The 16,251-nt window shown below is 32.1% G+C and carries 17 protein-coding genes; 16 read left to right on the top strand and 1 reads right to left on the bottom strand.

The genetic code is table 11. From position 1 onward, the window contains the following. Window positions 1–3 precede the first annotated feature (3 nt). The 15 genes from A9CBEGH2_RS12515 to agaF all read left to right on the top strand — a co-directional run bounded on the left by A9CBEGH2_RS12515 (window position 4) and on the right by agaF (window position 14,040). Entirely contained in the window at window positions 4–132 is a 129-nt protein-coding gene (locus A9CBEGH2_RS12515; protein WP_232057261.1) for a hypothetical protein, read from the top strand. A gap of 349 nt (window positions 133–481) precedes the next feature. Beyond that, complete coding sequence (locus tag A9CBEGH2_RS07685; RefSeq protein ID WP_118277368.1) at window positions 482–1,753, top strand: ATP-binding protein; 1,272 nt, start codon at window positions 482–484, stop codon at window positions 1,751–1,753. A gap of 704 nt (window positions 1,754–2,457) precedes the next feature. Continuing rightward, window positions 2,458–2,574 (top strand): DUF1016 domain-containing protein, encoded by a 117-nt coding sequence (locus A9CBEGH2_RS07680; protein WP_232057260.1) that lies wholly within the window; start codon window positions 2,458–2,460, stop codon window positions 2,572–2,574. Window positions 2,575–3,055: 481 nt separating this feature from the next. Further along, complete coding sequence (locus A9CBEGH2_RS07675; RefSeq protein WP_118277037.1) at window positions 3,056–3,982, top strand: lactonase family protein; 927 nt, start codon at window positions 3,056–3,058, stop codon at window positions 3,980–3,982. A gap of 17 nt (window positions 3,983–3,999) precedes the next feature. After that, on the top strand, window positions 4,000–5,400 hold the full coding sequence (gene gndA, locus A9CBEGH2_RS07670; RefSeq protein WP_232057259.1) for an NADP-dependent phosphogluconate dehydrogenase: 1,401 nt from the start codon (window positions 4,000–4,002) through the stop codon (window positions 5,398–5,400). A 1-nt stretch (window position 5,401) separates the two neighbouring features. Continuing rightward, on the top strand, window positions 5,402–6,802 hold the full coding sequence (gene zwf, locus A9CBEGH2_RS07665) for a glucose-6-phosphate dehydrogenase (RefSeq protein ID WP_118277039.1): 1,401 nt from the start codon (window positions 5,402–5,404) through the stop codon (window positions 6,800–6,802). A gap of 474 nt (window positions 6,803–7,276) precedes the next feature. Then, entirely contained in the window at window positions 7,277–8,140 is an 864-nt protein-coding gene (gene rapZ, locus A9CBEGH2_RS07660) for an RNase adapter RapZ (protein WP_118277040.1), read from the top strand. A gap of 5 nt (window positions 8,141–8,145) precedes the next feature. Then, window positions 8,146–9,090 carry a gluconeogenesis factor YvcK family protein gene (locus A9CBEGH2_RS07655; RefSeq protein WP_115716697.1) on the top strand — a complete coding sequence of 315 codons (945 nt, stop codon included), beginning with the start codon at window positions 8,146–8,148 and terminating at the stop codon, window positions 9,088–9,090. Window positions 9,091–9,095: 5 nt separating this feature from the next. After that, window positions 9,096–10,034 (top strand): DNA-binding protein WhiA, encoded by a 939-nt coding sequence (gene whiA, locus A9CBEGH2_RS07650; RefSeq protein WP_115716874.1) that lies wholly within the window; start codon window positions 9,096–9,098, stop codon window positions 10,032–10,034. 38 nt (window positions 10,035–10,072) lie between these two features. Continuing rightward, complete coding sequence (locus A9CBEGH2_RS07645) at window positions 10,073–10,606, top strand: nuclease (RefSeq protein ID WP_115716698.1); 534 nt, start codon at window positions 10,073–10,075, stop codon at window positions 10,604–10,606. Window positions 10,607–10,654: 48 nt separating this feature from the next. Then, window positions 10,655–10,942, top strand: a complete 288-nt coding sequence (locus tag A9CBEGH2_RS07640; RefSeq protein WP_115716699.1) for a helix-turn-helix domain-containing protein — start codon at window positions 10,655–10,657, stop codon at window positions 10,940–10,942. 77 nt (window positions 10,943–11,019) lie between these two features. Next, window positions 11,020–11,280 (top strand): hypothetical protein, encoded by a 261-nt coding sequence (locus A9CBEGH2_RS07635; RefSeq protein WP_115716700.1) that lies wholly within the window; start codon window positions 11,020–11,022, stop codon window positions 11,278–11,280. A 3-nt stretch (window positions 11,281–11,283) separates the two neighbouring features. Beyond that, complete coding sequence (locus A9CBEGH2_RS07630; RefSeq protein WP_115716701.1) at window positions 11,284–12,198, top strand: GNAT family N-acetyltransferase; 915 nt, start codon at window positions 11,284–11,286, stop codon at window positions 12,196–12,198. A 183-nt stretch (window positions 12,199–12,381) separates the two neighbouring features. Further along, window positions 12,382–13,557, top strand: a complete 1,176-nt coding sequence (locus tag A9CBEGH2_RS07625; protein ID WP_118277042.1) for an SIS domain-containing protein — start codon at window positions 12,382–12,384, stop codon at window positions 13,555–13,557. A gap of 54 nt (window positions 13,558–13,611) precedes the next feature. Continuing rightward, window positions 13,612–14,040, top strand: a complete 429-nt coding sequence (agaF, locus tag A9CBEGH2_RS07620) for a PTS galactosamine/N-acetylgalactosamine transporter subunit IIA (protein WP_115716703.1) — start codon at window positions 13,612–13,614, stop codon at window positions 14,038–14,040. Window positions 14,041–14,182: 142 nt separating this feature from the next. Here agaF and A9CBEGH2_RS07615 read toward each other — a convergent pair whose 3' ends face one another. Next, the gene (locus A9CBEGH2_RS07615) at window positions 14,183–15,355 is read right to left on the bottom strand and encodes an AraC family transcriptional regulator (protein WP_118361234.1); all 1,173 of its coding nucleotides are present in this window, start codon (window positions 15,353–15,355) and stop codon (window positions 14,183–14,185) included. Between the two features lie 413 nt (window positions 15,356–15,768). On the opposite strand from A9CBEGH2_RS07615, the gene agaV reads away from it, so the two are divergent. Next, window positions 15,769–16,245, top strand: a complete 477-nt coding sequence (gene agaV, locus A9CBEGH2_RS07610; protein WP_115716705.1) for a PTS N-acetylgalactosamine transporter subunit IIB — start codon at window positions 15,769–15,771, stop codon at window positions 16,243–16,245. Window positions 16,246–16,251: the final 6 nt, after the last annotated feature.

The raw sequence follows: 16,251 nt of genomic DNA, 5'->3' as shown, positions 1-16,251 counted from the left end.
GATATGCAGTATGCATTAGGAGGTCTGAGTAATAATATTTTTGCATCAAAATATGTCACATATATGCCTGACAAGGAACAATTGATTGCTCAGGTTGAAGCTGTATTATCATCTAATGATGATACAGAATAAATGGGTGTGAGTCTTTGTGAGTAGTTAAGTCAATACAACACGTATGCAACAAAACAGCTAAAAAAAGTTGATTTTATCATATGTCGGAGTTCTCTAAACGTTAATCAAAACAAATATGAAGAAAGATTCAGGATTATCTTGGATCTTTTTTTATTGATAAGTCTTTTATTCTGTCTATATAAAAATTAAAATATAAATCATTTATGAATATTTTTTTAAAGCTGTATATAATATATCTATAAGTTAAAACACAGTCGTTTATACTCATAGATAATAATTGATTTTATAAGGTAAAAGGCTTATTATATCTATAAGTACAAACATTTTCACTTATAGATGGAGGTATAATATGATTAATCGAGATTTTTATTTAGAAGAAATTAAATCTAGTATGTGGGACGGACAAGTAAAAGTAATCACTGGTCTTAGAAGATGTGGGAAATCAGTTCTTTTATTTGAATTATTTAGAGATTATCTTATATCAACAGGAGTATCAGATAAAAATATTATTGCTATTTCACTGGATCAAAGAAAATACTATAAATATCGTAATCCTATTCTTTTATGTGATTATGTTGAATCGGTTATAAAAGATGATGACAGTAAGTATTATGTGTTTATTGATGAAATTCAGATGAGCATAAAAACTATTGACAAAGAAAATGGCAATATTGAAGTAACTGTTTATGACATGCTAAATGAATTAAAATCATATAAGAATATAGATGTATATGTTACAGGTTCAAATTCTAAAATGTTGGCAAGTGATATCTTAACTGAATTTAGAGGAAGATCAACTCAAATTCATGTTTATCCTCTATCTTTTGAAGAGTATTATTCATATAAGGGTGGAGATGAAAGAAAATGCTTAGAAGAATATATGCTCTATGGAGGAATGCCAAGGTTAACACAATTAAAAGATGATAATGCTAAGAAAAAATATTTGTTATCACTTTATGAGGAAGTCTATATTAAAGATATTAAGGAAAGGAATCGTATAGAAAGGGAAGATATATTAGAAGAAATTCTTGACTACTTATCTTCACAAATCTCATCTTTAACAAATCCTACAAAAGTCGCAAATGCCATTTCTAATGAGAAGAAAGAGAAAATAGACAATATTCTTGTTAGTCATTATATTAATCATTCTGTTAATGCTTTTTTAATCTTGATAGCAAAAAGATATGATATAAAAGGGAAATCATATTTTAAATACCCGAATAAATATTATTTTACAGATGTTGGACTTAGAAATGCTAGACTAAATTTTAGACAATTTGATCCTGGTCATTTAATGGAAAATATCATATATCTTGAGTTGATAAGAAGAGGTTACTCAGTTGATGTAGGAGTCGTATATGATCGTACAAATAGAACTACAGCTGTAAAAGAAGTAGACTTTGTGGTCAATGATGGTGATAAAAGAATATATATTCAATCAGCATTAAGAATGGATGAAGAAGAAAAAATAAATTCTGAATTGAATTCTTTGAAACTAACGAATGACTTCTTTAAAAAGATTATCATTAGGAATGATATATCTCATAATTATTATGACAATCACGGGATTTATCATTGCAGTTTAATTGATTTCTTGTTAAATAGAGTTGAAATCTTTTAAAACTCCTAAGAAGCTATTGCTATTAAAGAATAGTGATATGTTGTTATAAGATGCTTTGACAATGCAATACGTATGCAACAAAAACGCTTTTAAAACCCTTGTTTTATAAGGCTTCGGAGTTCTCAAAACGTTGATTTTTGGGAATATTCAAAACAATTCAAAGAAACTCAAATCAATCATCAAAAGCCTTTATTTATCGGCTAAGACTCGATTTGAGTTTTTTTTGTATATTTATCAATTAAAAACGGTAAGCGATAAATATGCGAAACGTAAGATACAATATTCTAACCCCATATTCTCAAATATGCGAAAAAGACTCAGATATCATCAATGGTTTTGAGTTTCCCATTCCTTCATTTTATCTTCTAACAAATCATAATTACAGTAACCAAATTTAATTTCTTTGGTTTTCTTCTGATGAAGAATAATGCTAAGTGTTTTATAAAAAATTAAAAGGAAGGATTATGCATCCCTCCACACTTTAACGCCCTACACTTATGGCGGTAGGAGCCGTACTGTTTGCGGTATTTCTACCTTCAACATACAATTATGCACGCATATGTCAAAAGATTTAAGTATATATTATGATAATTATAGTATATGTAAAATATATACACTTGTTTACAAAATATTAAATATGTTTAATCTAATTTCCATCTCATTCTTGTAAATTCCAGAAAACAAGCCGATAAAGATCATGTGTATTGCTTGAATTAAAGACGATTAAATTGATGCCAAAAGCAGTTGGACAACTTAATATGTATTTGAATTATTATGCAGCAGAAATAAACGATGAAAATGATAATCTTCCATTGGTTTGATTTTGTGAACTGATAAGGAACAATTAATTGCTCAGGTTGAAGCTGTATCATAATCTAATAATAATGCAGAATAAGCGGATATAAGTTTTGTGAGTAGCAATGGCAATGCAGCAGGTATGCAATAAAATTGCACTAAAGTGCTAATTTTATCATGTTTTACAATTCTCAAAATGTTAATCAAAAATTGTGGATATAATATTTCATACAAGTAAATAATGATAGAGAGCGTCATTTTTTATGCAAGTATTTTGTTGCTTGAAGGAATGATAGCACAAATGTGACAATAAAATACTCCATCTTTATTGTTAAAAGATATATCTATAACTTTAGTTTCATGTCTATATATTGTGTTAGCTATAATACATCATAAGAGAAATCAGGGAAGTATCCCAAGATATTTCGGTTGAGCATGCAAATTGCTTTTAAAATGACACTCTTGTATGATGATTATAAGCAGTAATGATATGAATGGAGGCTTGTTATGAAAACAATAAAAGGTTGGGTAGGAACTTATGCACCAAGCAAAGGAGTTTACTCTTTTGTATTTGATACTGAAAAAGATAAATTTATAGAAACAAGTGTATACTTTGAAACAAGAGATGCAAAATATTTATCATATGATTATAATCGTTTTGTATTTCCAATACAGGAAGAAGCTGCAGGTATATGTGTTTTGAAAGATGGACAAACATATAAAGCCGGAAAAGAAAGCTGTACGGCATGTTATGTTGGACAAGATAAAACTTATATATATACAGTTAATTATCATGAAGGAACACTGATTCGCTATTGTTTTGAAAATCATCAGTTAGTGGAAGATAAAAAAGTTGAGATTCAAGAACATTCGGGAGCACATCAGGCAATTTTAACGAAGTCGCATGTATATGTGCCATGTCGTTTATTAGACCATGTATATGTGTATGATCGTGATACTCTGGAATTTAAAAGAGTTCTTTCATTTCCAAAACATACAGGGATTCGCCATGGTGTTGCAAGTCATGATGATCATATATTATATATGGTTAGTGAAGATAGCTGTGAAGTGTTTGCTATTGATTTAGAGACTAATACGATTTTAAAGAAAATCTCATTGCTGAAAGAGAATGAAAAAGGCGGAGGAGCTGCAATTCGTTTGAGTCAAAATGAAAAACGATTGTATATATCCGTTCGTGAAGTAAATCGTGTCTATGTTGTAGATACACAAAGTTTTGCGATTTTACAGGTGATTTCAAGTGGAGGCGATCATCCTCGCGATATCAATCTTTCCCTTGATGATCGTTACTTGTTTGTCGCAAATCGAAATAGTGATAATTTAGTTGCGTTTGCGATTGATGAAAATGGTTTATTGGAAGAAAAAGATACAGTTGATGCCATAGCACAAGGTGTAAGTATTGTGTGCTATGAATAAAAGAGAGGAGGATGTATATGAATCAGATAGGTATTATAGGATTGGCTGTCATGGGAAGAAGTTTAGCTTTGAATATGGCAGATCATGGATATAAAGTAGCAGGATATAATCGCAGTTATGAAGTCACAAAACAAATGGTGGAAAAAAATCCCCATGAAAACTTTATCCCTTATGAGACATTGGAAGAGTTTGTAAAATCTTTGGAAAAACCTCGTAAAGTAATGCTGATGGTAAAGGCAGGAAAAGCAGTAGATGCTGTGATTGAACAACTGCTTCCGTTGCTTGAAAATGGCGATATTATTATGGATGGCGGTAATTCATTCTTTGAAGATACCATACGTAGAGAGGCATATGTGAAAAGACAGGGGTTGCATTATTTTGGAATTGGTATTTCAGGTGGTGAAGAAGGCGCTCGAAAAGGACCAAGCATTATGCCAGGCGGGGATTGTGAAGCATATGAAGAAATTCGATCCATTTTAGAAAATATTGCGGCTAAGAGTGAAGATGGCACTCCATGTTGTACGTATATTGGTGAAAATGGAGCTGGTCACTATGTAAAGATGGTGCATAACGGAATTGAATATGCGGATATGCAGCTGATTGCAGAGGCTTATCTTGTTTTAAAACATATTGGGAAATTTAATAATCAGGAAATAGGAAAAATTTTCGAAGAATATCAGAAAGGTGAACTAAGCAGTTTCTTAATTCGTATTACCTCAGAAATATTTCAGGAAATGGATGATATGAGCACGCAAAGTTTAGTCGATATGATTAAAGATAGCGCTCAGCAAAAAGGCACTGGACGATGGACGAATATGGAGGCCTTGAAACAGGGAATTGATGTTTCTATGATTGCTGCTGCCGGAAATGCGCGCTTGATGTCAAATAAAGAAACAAGAAAAACAGCAGAAGAACATTATCCTAGAATAAAGATTGCAAAAATCCCTAATCATGAAACATTAATTGAAGATGTACGTAAAAGTCTATATGCTGCAAAAATTATTGCTTATGCACAAGGGTTTGATCTTTTAAAACAAGCAAGTACAGCATATGACTGGAATCTTCCCCTTGGCAAGATTGCATCTATTTTCCGCGCAGGCTGTATCATTCAGGCAAAATTTTTAAATGATATTACAAGGGCATATGAACATGAAAAGAATTTATCTCATTTATTGCTTGATGAAGTATTTGAAAAACGTGTCATTTCTTATGAAAACGCATTACGACAGATTGCGGCACAGGCGATGTTAAGTGGAATTCCTGTTCCTGCTATGGCCAATGCAATCAGCTATTTAGATTTATTTACAAAAAATCATGTCGGAGCTAATCTGATTCAGGCACAGCGAGATTATTTTGGTGCTCATACATTTGAACGTATTGATAAGGACGGAAGTTTTCATCACGAATGGGGGAAATAGTATGGAAAATTTAACATTTACTATTTTTGGTGGAACAGGTGATTTGACATTCCGTAAATTGCTGCCTGCTTTTTATAATCTGCAGGCACAAAAAAAATTGGCTGATGATTTTTCAATTGTTATCATTGGCCGTCGAGCATATGACCATGATAGTTATTGTGAAGAAGTGAAAGATTGGGTGAAAAAATTTGCTCGGCTTCCTTATCGGATAGATGAATACGAACGTTTTTCAAAACGCATTCATTATGTACAGATGGATTTTACGGATTTAAATAATTATGAAATGCTGGATGCTTTCTATAAAGCACATCATTTAAAAAATCATATCTTCTATTTTGCGGTTGCCCCTCGATTTTTTGCAGTTATTGCGAAAGGTTTGGAAAAAGTAGAGAACGCTTGTCTTGGGAAAGTAATTATTGAAAAACCGTTTGGTGAGGACCTGGCTTCTGCTAAGGCATTGAATAAGGACTTAGAAGCTTTCTTTACAAAAAATCATATTTTTCATATTGACCATTATCTTGGAAAAGAAATGGTTCGCAATATGCAGGCCATTCGTTTTATGAATCCTATTTTTCAAGATGTATGGAATGCTAAGTACATAGAGCATGTACAGATTAGTGCATTAGAAACTGTTGGAGTAGAGAATCGTGGAGGATATTACGATCAAAGCGGAGCTTTGAAGGATATGGTTCAGAATCATTTATTTCAGATTTTATCCCTTGTCGCTATGGAGCAGCCTGCAACTTTTTTTGGAGAAGATATGCATCAGAAACAATTAGATGTATTGCATGCATTGCGCTCTGTAGAAAAGCTTGATATTCATGACAGTGTTGTTTTGGGACAATATTTTCATTATCAAAAAGAAAATCAAGTAAAAGATGATTCTATGACAGAAACATATGCGGCATTGCGATTGTTTGTGGACAATGAACGCTGGAAAGATGTTCCATTCTATATTCGTACAGGAAAGAAATTAAATCGCAGAGAGATGGAAATTGTGATTACATTTAAAAGAACAAATCCAGATGTAGATGCGAATGTTTTGTTAATTCGTATACAGCCGACAGAAGGAGTGTATTTTCAGTTTAATATAAAGAAACCGGGAGATAGCGATGAAATTGTCACAACAAGTATGGACTTCTGTCAAAGCTGTTCTGATTTTAATCGAATCAATACTCCTGAAGCATATGAGCGTTTATTACAGGCAGCTGTTCAGCAGGATACCTCATGGTTTTCAAAATGGGATCAGATTGAATACAGCTGGAGTTATGTAGAACAGTTAAAAGAAAGAATGAAACAGGAACAATTGCCATTATTTACCTATATGGCAGATAGCGATGGACCAACAGAGGCTGATGAATTATTAATGCGTCATCATCATAAATGGAATTCGATTTCCTGATAAAAAGGAAGAAAGAGTCAAAAGTGCAGCTCGTTTCTTATTGTAAAGATAAAGTGTAAAAAGTGTCAGAATCTTTGATATTAATGAATTATGTAAGAAATAGGAGGGTATAAATTTTTGGAATGAATCGCTAAAACAGAAAAAATATATTGTTAATAAAAAGCAGAAAGAAAATATAAACAAAATTGGAAATCTTTCTGCTTTATTTTGTATACACTATTTTGTGCTTACACTCAAATGTTAATTCTATGATCGTCAAGAGAAAGTCAAGATCCCTCTATATGGAACCTTTTTATCATGCATTGCTTACAGAATGAAAAATATAATTTTTCGCTTAGTTAGTTGTTATAAAAGATTAGGAATATATCATGTTGTAAAATGCAATATTTTGAGAAAACAATTTTAGTAATTAAAATATCAGTTAAACTGGTACATATGTATAGGCTGTGGTAAACTTATAGCGAGGTGAAACTTATGGAAAATCAAAATATCGTACTTATTACGGGAATGTCTGGTGCAGGGAAAACAACCTGTATGGGTATATTAGAAGATATGGGTTATCATTGTATTGATAATTTTCCAGTACAGTTGATTGAGAACCTTGGAAAAATTATTAGGAAAAAAAATAAAGAGTTGGATGAGCGCTATTCAAATCTTGCTTTGGCAACAACAGCGCAGGACTATCCAAAATTTTTACAATATTTTGAAAGTCTGGATTTGAAGGTAACGGTTGTTTTTCTAGATGCACAAGATCAGTGTCTGTTATTGCGTTATAAATTTACAAGAAGACATCATCCGATGATTCAAAGTGGAAAAGCAACGACTTTAGAGGAAGCAATTGAATATGAACGTGATATGTTTGAAGAATTAAATGATAGAGCTATTTTACATATTGATACTACAAAGCTTGGACAGGGAGAATTAAAGAGCATTCTAATGGAAAAACTATCCATGGATAAGCAGCCTGCACTTTCTATATCATTTGTTTCTTTTGGATTTAAACATGGTGTTCCACTAGATGCTGATTTTATTTTTGATGTCAGATTTCTTCCAAACCCATATTATATAAAGGAGTTAAAAAGTCTAACCGGAGATGATGCTCCAGTATATGATTATGTTATGGGGTTTGAAGAAACCAAAGAGTGTATAAGAAATATAAAATCCTTACTTGATTTTGCATTTGTACAATATAAAAATCAAAATAAAAATCATATAATGGTAGGGATTGGCTGTACAGGGGGGCATCATCGAAGTGTGTCTATAACAAATTGGTTATATGCACATTATAAGGATCAGTATCATTGTTATAAATCACATAGAGATAAGAAAGTGGGATAAGACGAATGAAAAATGTTGTTGTTATCGGTGGAGGTACCGGTCTTTCTGTAATGCTTAGAGGTTTAAAACAAATTGAGGATATTAATTTGACTGCTATTGTAACAGTTGCGGATGATGGAGGAAGTACAGGGCGTATTCGCCGTCAGTTTCATATTCCAGCAATGGGGGATATACGAAATGTCATGTGTGCAATGGCAGAAGAGGAAACTATCTTTACTTCTTTGATGAACTTTCGTTTTGAAGGGGATGATGAAGATGTTGGAGGTCATAATCTAGGAAATTTAATTCTTACGGCTATGACTCAAACAAGCGGTGGTTTTATGGAAGCTATTCGTACATTTTCAAAATTCTTAAAAGTAAAAGGAAATATCGTTCCTTGCTCTTTACAGGTCATTACGTTATATGCCATAATGGAAGATGGTACGATTGTACGAGGAGAAAGCAATATTCCAGAGTTTAATAATCGTATAGGAAAGGTATTTTATGATAAACCTGTAGAGCCTACAAGAGAAGCATTACAGGCAATTCATGATGCAGATATTATTTTATATGGAATAGGAAGCTTATATACAAGTATTATTCCTAATTTAATTGTAGATGGTATTGTGGAGGAATTAAAAAACAACAAGGCACCAAAGATTTATTTTTGTAATGCAATGAGTCAGCCGGGAGAAACAGATCATTTCTCATTGGAAGATCATGTACGTGCTTTGCAGAAGCATTCTTTTGAAGGTGCAGTTGATATTGTTGTAACACACAGTAACAAAGCCTCTTCTGAAATATTAGAGAAATATAAGAAAATGGGCAGTGAGCCAATAAAAGTAGTAGAAAAAGAACATACTTTTGATATTTTATATCGAGATATATTATCTTTCGAAGATAATTTAATTCGTCATGATTCAAATAAGATTCGTGATATAGTAAAAGAGTTAATTGAACAGATAGGATGATGATTGTGTCTTTTACAACAGATGTGAAGGCAGAAATTGCCGCAAATCAATTGCATACATGTTGTATGCGGGCAGAGTTAAGTGCGGTTTTACAGATGTGCTCTACTATGAATTTTGATTCCAGTGGATTGCATCTAACAGTAAAAACAGAAAATGCGACAACTGCGAAACGAATTTATAAGCTTTTGAAGGAACGATATGATGTGGTGACACAATTATCCGTTATTCGAAAAATGAAACTAAAAAAGAATAATGTATATGTAATACGTGTAGAAAATAAAGCGATGGAAATTTTGAAAGATTTGGAAATCTTTACAGATAAAGGGTTGCAGACACACCCATCTATGAAGCTGTTAAAGAAAGAGTGCTGTGCAAGAGCGTATTTGGCCGGTGCATTTTTAGCGGGAGGTTCTGTAAACTCTCCTAGTAAAAGCAATTATCATTTGGAGATAAGTACAACAAATGTAGAATTGGCAAAGTTTATTCAGAAGATCATGCAGAAATTTAATTTGCCTGCAAAATATATTAAACGTAGAAATAACGATGTAGTTTATTTAAAAGCGAGTGATAAAATCAGTGATTTTTTACGTTGTGTAGGTGCAAGTGAAGCTGTATTTACCTTTGAAGATAGTCGTATTCAAAGAGATTTTATGAATTCTTTAACACGATTAGATAATTGTGAACTTGCGAATGAAATGAAAAGCATGGCAGCAGGAAAACGTCAGCTGGAAGATATTCAGTGGATTGAAAATTATAAAGGTTTAGATGCTTTACCTGTAAAACTTCAGAATGCAGCTTATGCCCGTAAAGCTATGCCAGAGGCAAGCTTACTTGAACTTTGTGAGTATTGTGAAGAACAGTTTGATGAAACAATCTCAAAATCTGGTATGAAACATCGTTTAGCTAAATTAAAAGAAATTGCAAATCAGTATCGCAATGTATAAAAGAGAAAGAAAAGTGCAAAATAGAAATGGTGATGAAGATGAAACTGTTCATGATCGTTCTAACTGCACTTTTTCCTTTTTTACATGAGAAAAGTTATAAAGCAGAAATGGTTTCTTGTCAAAAAGATCAGATCATTGTGAAAAGTGAAGGAAGTGAATTGAATCTTTCTTTATTTAATACGAAAATAACGGATGATAAAGGATGGGATATGACTTGTTCTTTATTAGAAGAAGCAAATACAGTTACTTTTGAAATTGATCCAAGTTCAAAAATAACAAAGGATCTTCCTGTTTATCTTTTTGCGGATGAAATGCTGCTTCAGGAAGAACTGTTAAAAAAGGGGTATGCCTATCCAATTATTAAAAATCCACAGTATACATATGAAAAAAGAATGGAAGAGGCGTATAATGCGACAAATGTTATCGCAAAGGATACAGAGGAAGAATCCCATTCTCCTGCTTTTCAAGGCCCCCTATATTTTGGAATTGCTTTTCTTTTATGGGGAAGTATCATATTTGGATATTTCAATAAAAAAAAGAAAGCAAAAAAAGGGAATATAAATAAAATATGATAAAATACTTATTGGAAAGAAGGTAACACTTTCCAGAAGGGAGTCTTTATGGAGAAACATGATAAGACTCTCATTGCTTCTGAAAAGGAGATGGTGGAAAAACAAAAGAAGCAGGAAATATTATATGAATTTGAGAATATTGAAACCCGATTTGGACGTAATGTTCGAAGACTGCGCAGGCAGCAGCATTTGACACAGGAAGATTTGGCAGACTTATGCGGTTTCCAGCAACATTATATTTCCGATGTGGAATTAGGAAAAAGAAATGTGTCGCTTCGGGTAGTGGAACTCTTGGCGAAAGCATTGAGAGTAGATGAAAGAGAATTATTTTTATGAGGGACATATTCCCTCTTTTTCAATATACATCATGAAAAAAATGTTTTATAATAAAGAAAAAGAAAGCGAGGATTTCCATGGAAACTTTAATTTATATTTTTGTATGTATTGGTTTGATATATTTGTTTTTGGCGATACTTCCAATTTTGTTGCCACTGGTAATCATCATATTGCTTGTGGTAGGAATTTTCCTTTTATATATCAGGCATAAGATAAAAAGAAACATGGAAGATATACAAAAAGATGCAGACACTTATTTTGAAGATAGCAGACAAATATATGATGATAGTGTCATAGATGTGGAATATAGTGAAAGTGATGTTCATGATGAGGAATAGGCTATGTTAAGAGAAGCAAGAGTTTATGATAAAAGTGAAGTCTATCAATTATGGAAACAATCCTATCCTACATTAGATCGCAATTATTTGAATTTTTATTTTAAACATCTTTTTGATTCAGGAGTTTGTCTGATTGAAGAAAAGGATCAAAAGATTGTAAGCAGTTTGCAGATGAATCGCCATGTATTGCATTTTCATGGAAGAAAACTTGTTTGCGGTTTTTTATGTGGAGTATCTACATCACCTGATTATCGAAGAAGAGGATATATGCGAAAGTTGACAGAGTCAATGTTAGATGAAGCAGCTCATACACATCTCATTACTCTTGTGCCTGCATTTCAGCCGCGTTTGTATGAACCATTTGGGTTTCATACAATTTATTATCAAAAACAATATATGATAAAAAAAGAGGAATTAAATAAAGTAACGATTCAGAATGTATCTTACAGTGCAGAGTTAAAAGAACTGTTGGAAGTGTATCAAAAATTTACTTCTCGTTTTGATGGATTTTATGAAAGAACATTGGATTCTTATGAAATGATGCAGAAAGAACTGGTTGCGACACAAAAGCAGATGGTAATTTATCGTGATGAAAACAAAGAAGTAAAAGGGTATTTGATATTTGGTATGAAAAATGGAGAAGTACATGTAGAAGAAGCTATCTATTTAGATTCTATCGCCTTGCTTCGAATGTTGAAATGTGCAATAGGAAAAGCAGAAGAGATATTTATAAATGTAAGTCCTAGCGAGAAACTGGAAAAGTTATTTCCATTAGCGATACCAAAAAAGAATTCTTATATTATGGCACATATTAATAATTATGAATTGTTTAACAAACTGTTTTGTTGTGATATTAGCTCCGTAAAAGAAGCGTTTGCTTTATTACATAAACCTTTATGGATTCATGAAACATATTAACCTTTGTAAAGAATGCAAAGGTTTTTTTCAAAAATGATTTAATTATCAAAAATAAATATATCAAATTAGCAAGTTTTTTGCACAAATTAACAACCTTCTATACTAGGAATTGTTTTTTAGATAACTGAGTATTATAATGTAAACGAATTCAAGGGTATATTATACCAGAAAAGGAGCGATAACATGATTTTTGGAAAAGACAAATCTGAATGGGAAAACCTAAAAGGAATCTTTACAGCTGCAGAAATCAATCAGCAGCCATCAACATGGAGAAAAACAATCAAACAGATTGAAGACTCTAAAGAAGAATTAAAAGCATTTATTGAAAATGTAACAAAACATGATGATTATGATATTATCTTAACAGGTGCAGGAACAAGTGAATTTGTTGGTAATGCTATTTATACATATGTTGCGAAAAGAACAAATTTCAAAACAAAATCTTATGGAACTACAGATATCGTAGCTACTCCAGAAAATTATCTATCACAGAATAAACCAACATTATTAATTTCTTATGGACGTAGTGGAAACTCTCCTGAATCTGTTGGTGCTGTTGATGTAGCAGATGAAGTATGTGGAGAAAATGTTTACCACTTATTCATTACATGTAACGCAGAAGGTGCTTTATCAAAAGCTGCAGAAACAAGAGATAATGCATACGCAATTAACTTGACTCCAGAAACACACGATCAAAGTTTCGCAATGACTTCAAGTTTCTCAAATATGATGCTGGCAACATTGTTATGCTTCAGCTTAGATAAATTAGACAGTGTAAAAGCGGAGTTGGAAGATGTTATCAGTGCTGCTGAAAAAACAATGAAGGATTATGAATTCTTCAAAAATATTGCAGGAGAATATGATTTCAATCGTATCGTATATTTAGGAGCTAACTGCTTAAAAGGTATTGCACAGGAAAGCCAGTTGAAAATGCTGGAACTTACTGCTGGTAAAGTAGCAACTATGTTTGATACACCAATGGGATTCCGACATGGTCCTAAATCAATCATCAACGATGAAACATTGACAGTTGTTTATGTAAGTGATGATCCATACACTCGTCAGTATGAAGTAGATTTGATCAAAGAAATGAGTGGACAGCGTAAAGGAAACAAAATCGTTGCAATCATGAATAAGAAAGATGAAGAAATTGCTTCTCTTGTAGATTATGCTTATGCATGTGAATTAAATGAAGAACACGATAATGCATTCCTGGGATTCAACTATATCGTATGTGCACAGATTTTAGCATTGTTTAAATCATTATCTTATGGTATTACACCAGATAATCCATGTCCAACTGGAGAAGTAAATCGTGTTGTTAAAGGTGTAATTTTACATCCATATACAAAAAGATAGATTTTAAATGAAAAATCGTATAAAATAATTGATACATATATAAGGAGGAACAATATGATTGGATTAATCGTAACAGGTCATGGAAATTTTGGTAGTGGATTAACTAGTTCTTTAAACCTGATTGGTGGAGAACAGGAAAACTATAAAGCAATCGATTTCGTACAGGAGTGGGGAATTGATGAACTTCGTGCAGCTTTAACGAGTGCGATGGATGAATTAAAAGATTGCGAAGGAATTTTAGTTCTTTCTGATTTACCAGGTGGTTCTCCATTTAAAACGGCTGTAGAAGTAGGTTTCCCAAGAGGAAATGTTCAGGTAGTTGCTGGTACAAACCTTCCAATGCTTGTAGAAGTAGCAATGGGTCGTAAATTTATTGAAGATTTAGAAACTTTAACAAATATGGCATTGAATACAGGTAAAGATCAGGTAGTTCGTTTTGAACTTAAAGAAGTTGAACAAGTAGAATCTAGTGATGGTATCTAAGATTCACGAATCAATAAGAAAAAAGAAGATAAGCTTATGAATAAAAAATACACCTAATTCCATATGGAGAGGTGTATTTTTTATATATGACTTATAATTATAAAGCAAGATTAAGGATTATGAAAGAAAAGCTATAGTTATTTTAATTGTAGATAGTTTTTGCATAATCAGTAGGCGTAATACCAAACTGCTGTTTAAATTTTCTGGAAAAATAATGGATACTTGTAAAGCCTAGCATACTGGCAATTTCACTTATTGTATACATACTTTCTTTGATAAGATGCTTACTTTTATTAAGCTTTAAATCACTGATATATTGTTTAGGGGCGGTGCCTAAATTATTTTTAAATAAAAGCTGTAAACTAGATCTAGAGATGGAAAATTTGTTGCATATCTCTTCTATAGTCAATTGTTTATATATCATATCATTTATATAAACAATGATTTCATTTAATAATTCATTTTCAAAGCGCTGCTGCATAGGGGTGGAAGCGATTGGTGAGCTTGATAAAAAATCATACTGTAGAATACGTATAATTAACTCTTTTAAATAACAAAGCATGAGTTCGTTATCATACAGCATATCATTGCTTGATACTTTAATAAAATTGTTAAGTGCATTTTGAATATCTCGATGAGCATGATACACACGATCTGTTAATAAATATGCATCTGGAAGTTCCATATCAAATAATATCGTTAAATAACTGCAGGACTTCGAATGCCCGGTTTTTTGTGTGTGATATTGACCAGGAGCATATAAAATCAAATCCATTTCATCAAGATTATATTCCTCATCATTAACTGTTGTTGTTAACTCACCATTATCAATAAAAGTCAATTCCCAAAATTCATGTTCTTCACCTGGAAATTCATAACTGGCATTTCTTACTTGATAAAAATAAGATAATATTTCTTTGATCTCGAAACTTGGAATGATTGGCTCATATACAATAGGAGCATCTTTTGGAAGAGGATGTGTTGTTTTTTTTGCCTTAGTATCTGTATTCATAAGAATACGTGCTGAATGTGAAATGCTTATGAAGTTAAATAGAATACCTTTTTTGATTTTTATTGTCCTATGAATAATAAATTGCTCTGGAGCTTTTATATCCCCTTCTTTGCATACGACTAACATAACGATTCCTGAAGTAGCCTGAATATATACATCATGATCATAGGAAAGAAAAGAAGTAAAACTCTTCTCTTTAATACGAAGTGTAGAATGTATATTTTTTTGAGGGAATTTATACTCACTTTTATTAACGATTTCTCCATATTCACTAAAAGCAAAGCTTGTTGTTTTGGTAAACATGTATACACTCTCCTTTTTTCTATAGTATAACAAAAGTTTATAAAGTAGAAAAGGAAAAACTCTTGATAAAATTATGTGTATTTTATGAAAATAATTTCATTTTTACTAAAAAGTGATAGATATATAGATTCTATATTTTTTATATCACATAATCAACGATAATTTTGTGATATGGATTTTTTTGCAAAAATTATGTAAAATTATGCAAGGTTGTGATTTTTATTATAGAATTTGCTACAAAATACTAAAAAGTACAAAATGAGTAATAAAAATTACAAAGAATTTAGAGTTGTTTTCGCATAAAATCGATAGTGAACTGAAAGGGGTTACTTGTTGAATCATTCCTTTGGGATTTGGATTTAACAAACAAGATTCGTTCAAGTCTAGAAAAAGGAAAGGAGAGAAAAGACCAGATGCCAGATATTGTACTTACAAGAATTGACAACCGTTTAATTCATGGACAGGTAGCAACACAGTGGTGTGGTGTTGTAGGTGCTAACTTATTGTTAGTTGCTAATGATGCAGTATCTACTGACACATTCCGTCAGGGATTAATGAACATGGCAGCACCTGCATATGCACAGACACGTTTCTTCAGTATTCAGAAGACTATCGATATTATCGGTAAAGCGAGTCCAGCACAGCATATTGCTATTATCTGTGAAACTCCACAGGATGTATTAAAACTTGTGGAAGGCGGAGTGCCAATTAAGAAAGTTAACATCGGAAACATGCACATGGCAGAAGGAAAACGTCAGGTTGCTACTTCTGTTGCAGTAAATGATGATGATGTTGCAACTTTCAAAAAACTTCAGGATCTTGGTGTAGAACTTGAAATTAAACGAGTTCCAGATACACCTTCTGAAGACATTAACAAACTATTTAAATAAAATTCA

The organism is Amedibacterium intestinale (assembly GCF_010537335.1).
Taxonomy (GTDB): Bacteria; Bacillota_I; Bacilli_A; order Erysipelotrichales; family Erysipelotrichaceae; genus Amedibacterium; species Amedibacterium intestinale.
The sequence above is the reverse complement of the archived record's forward strand: the minus strand, read 5'-3'. Positions and strand labels throughout refer to the sequence as shown.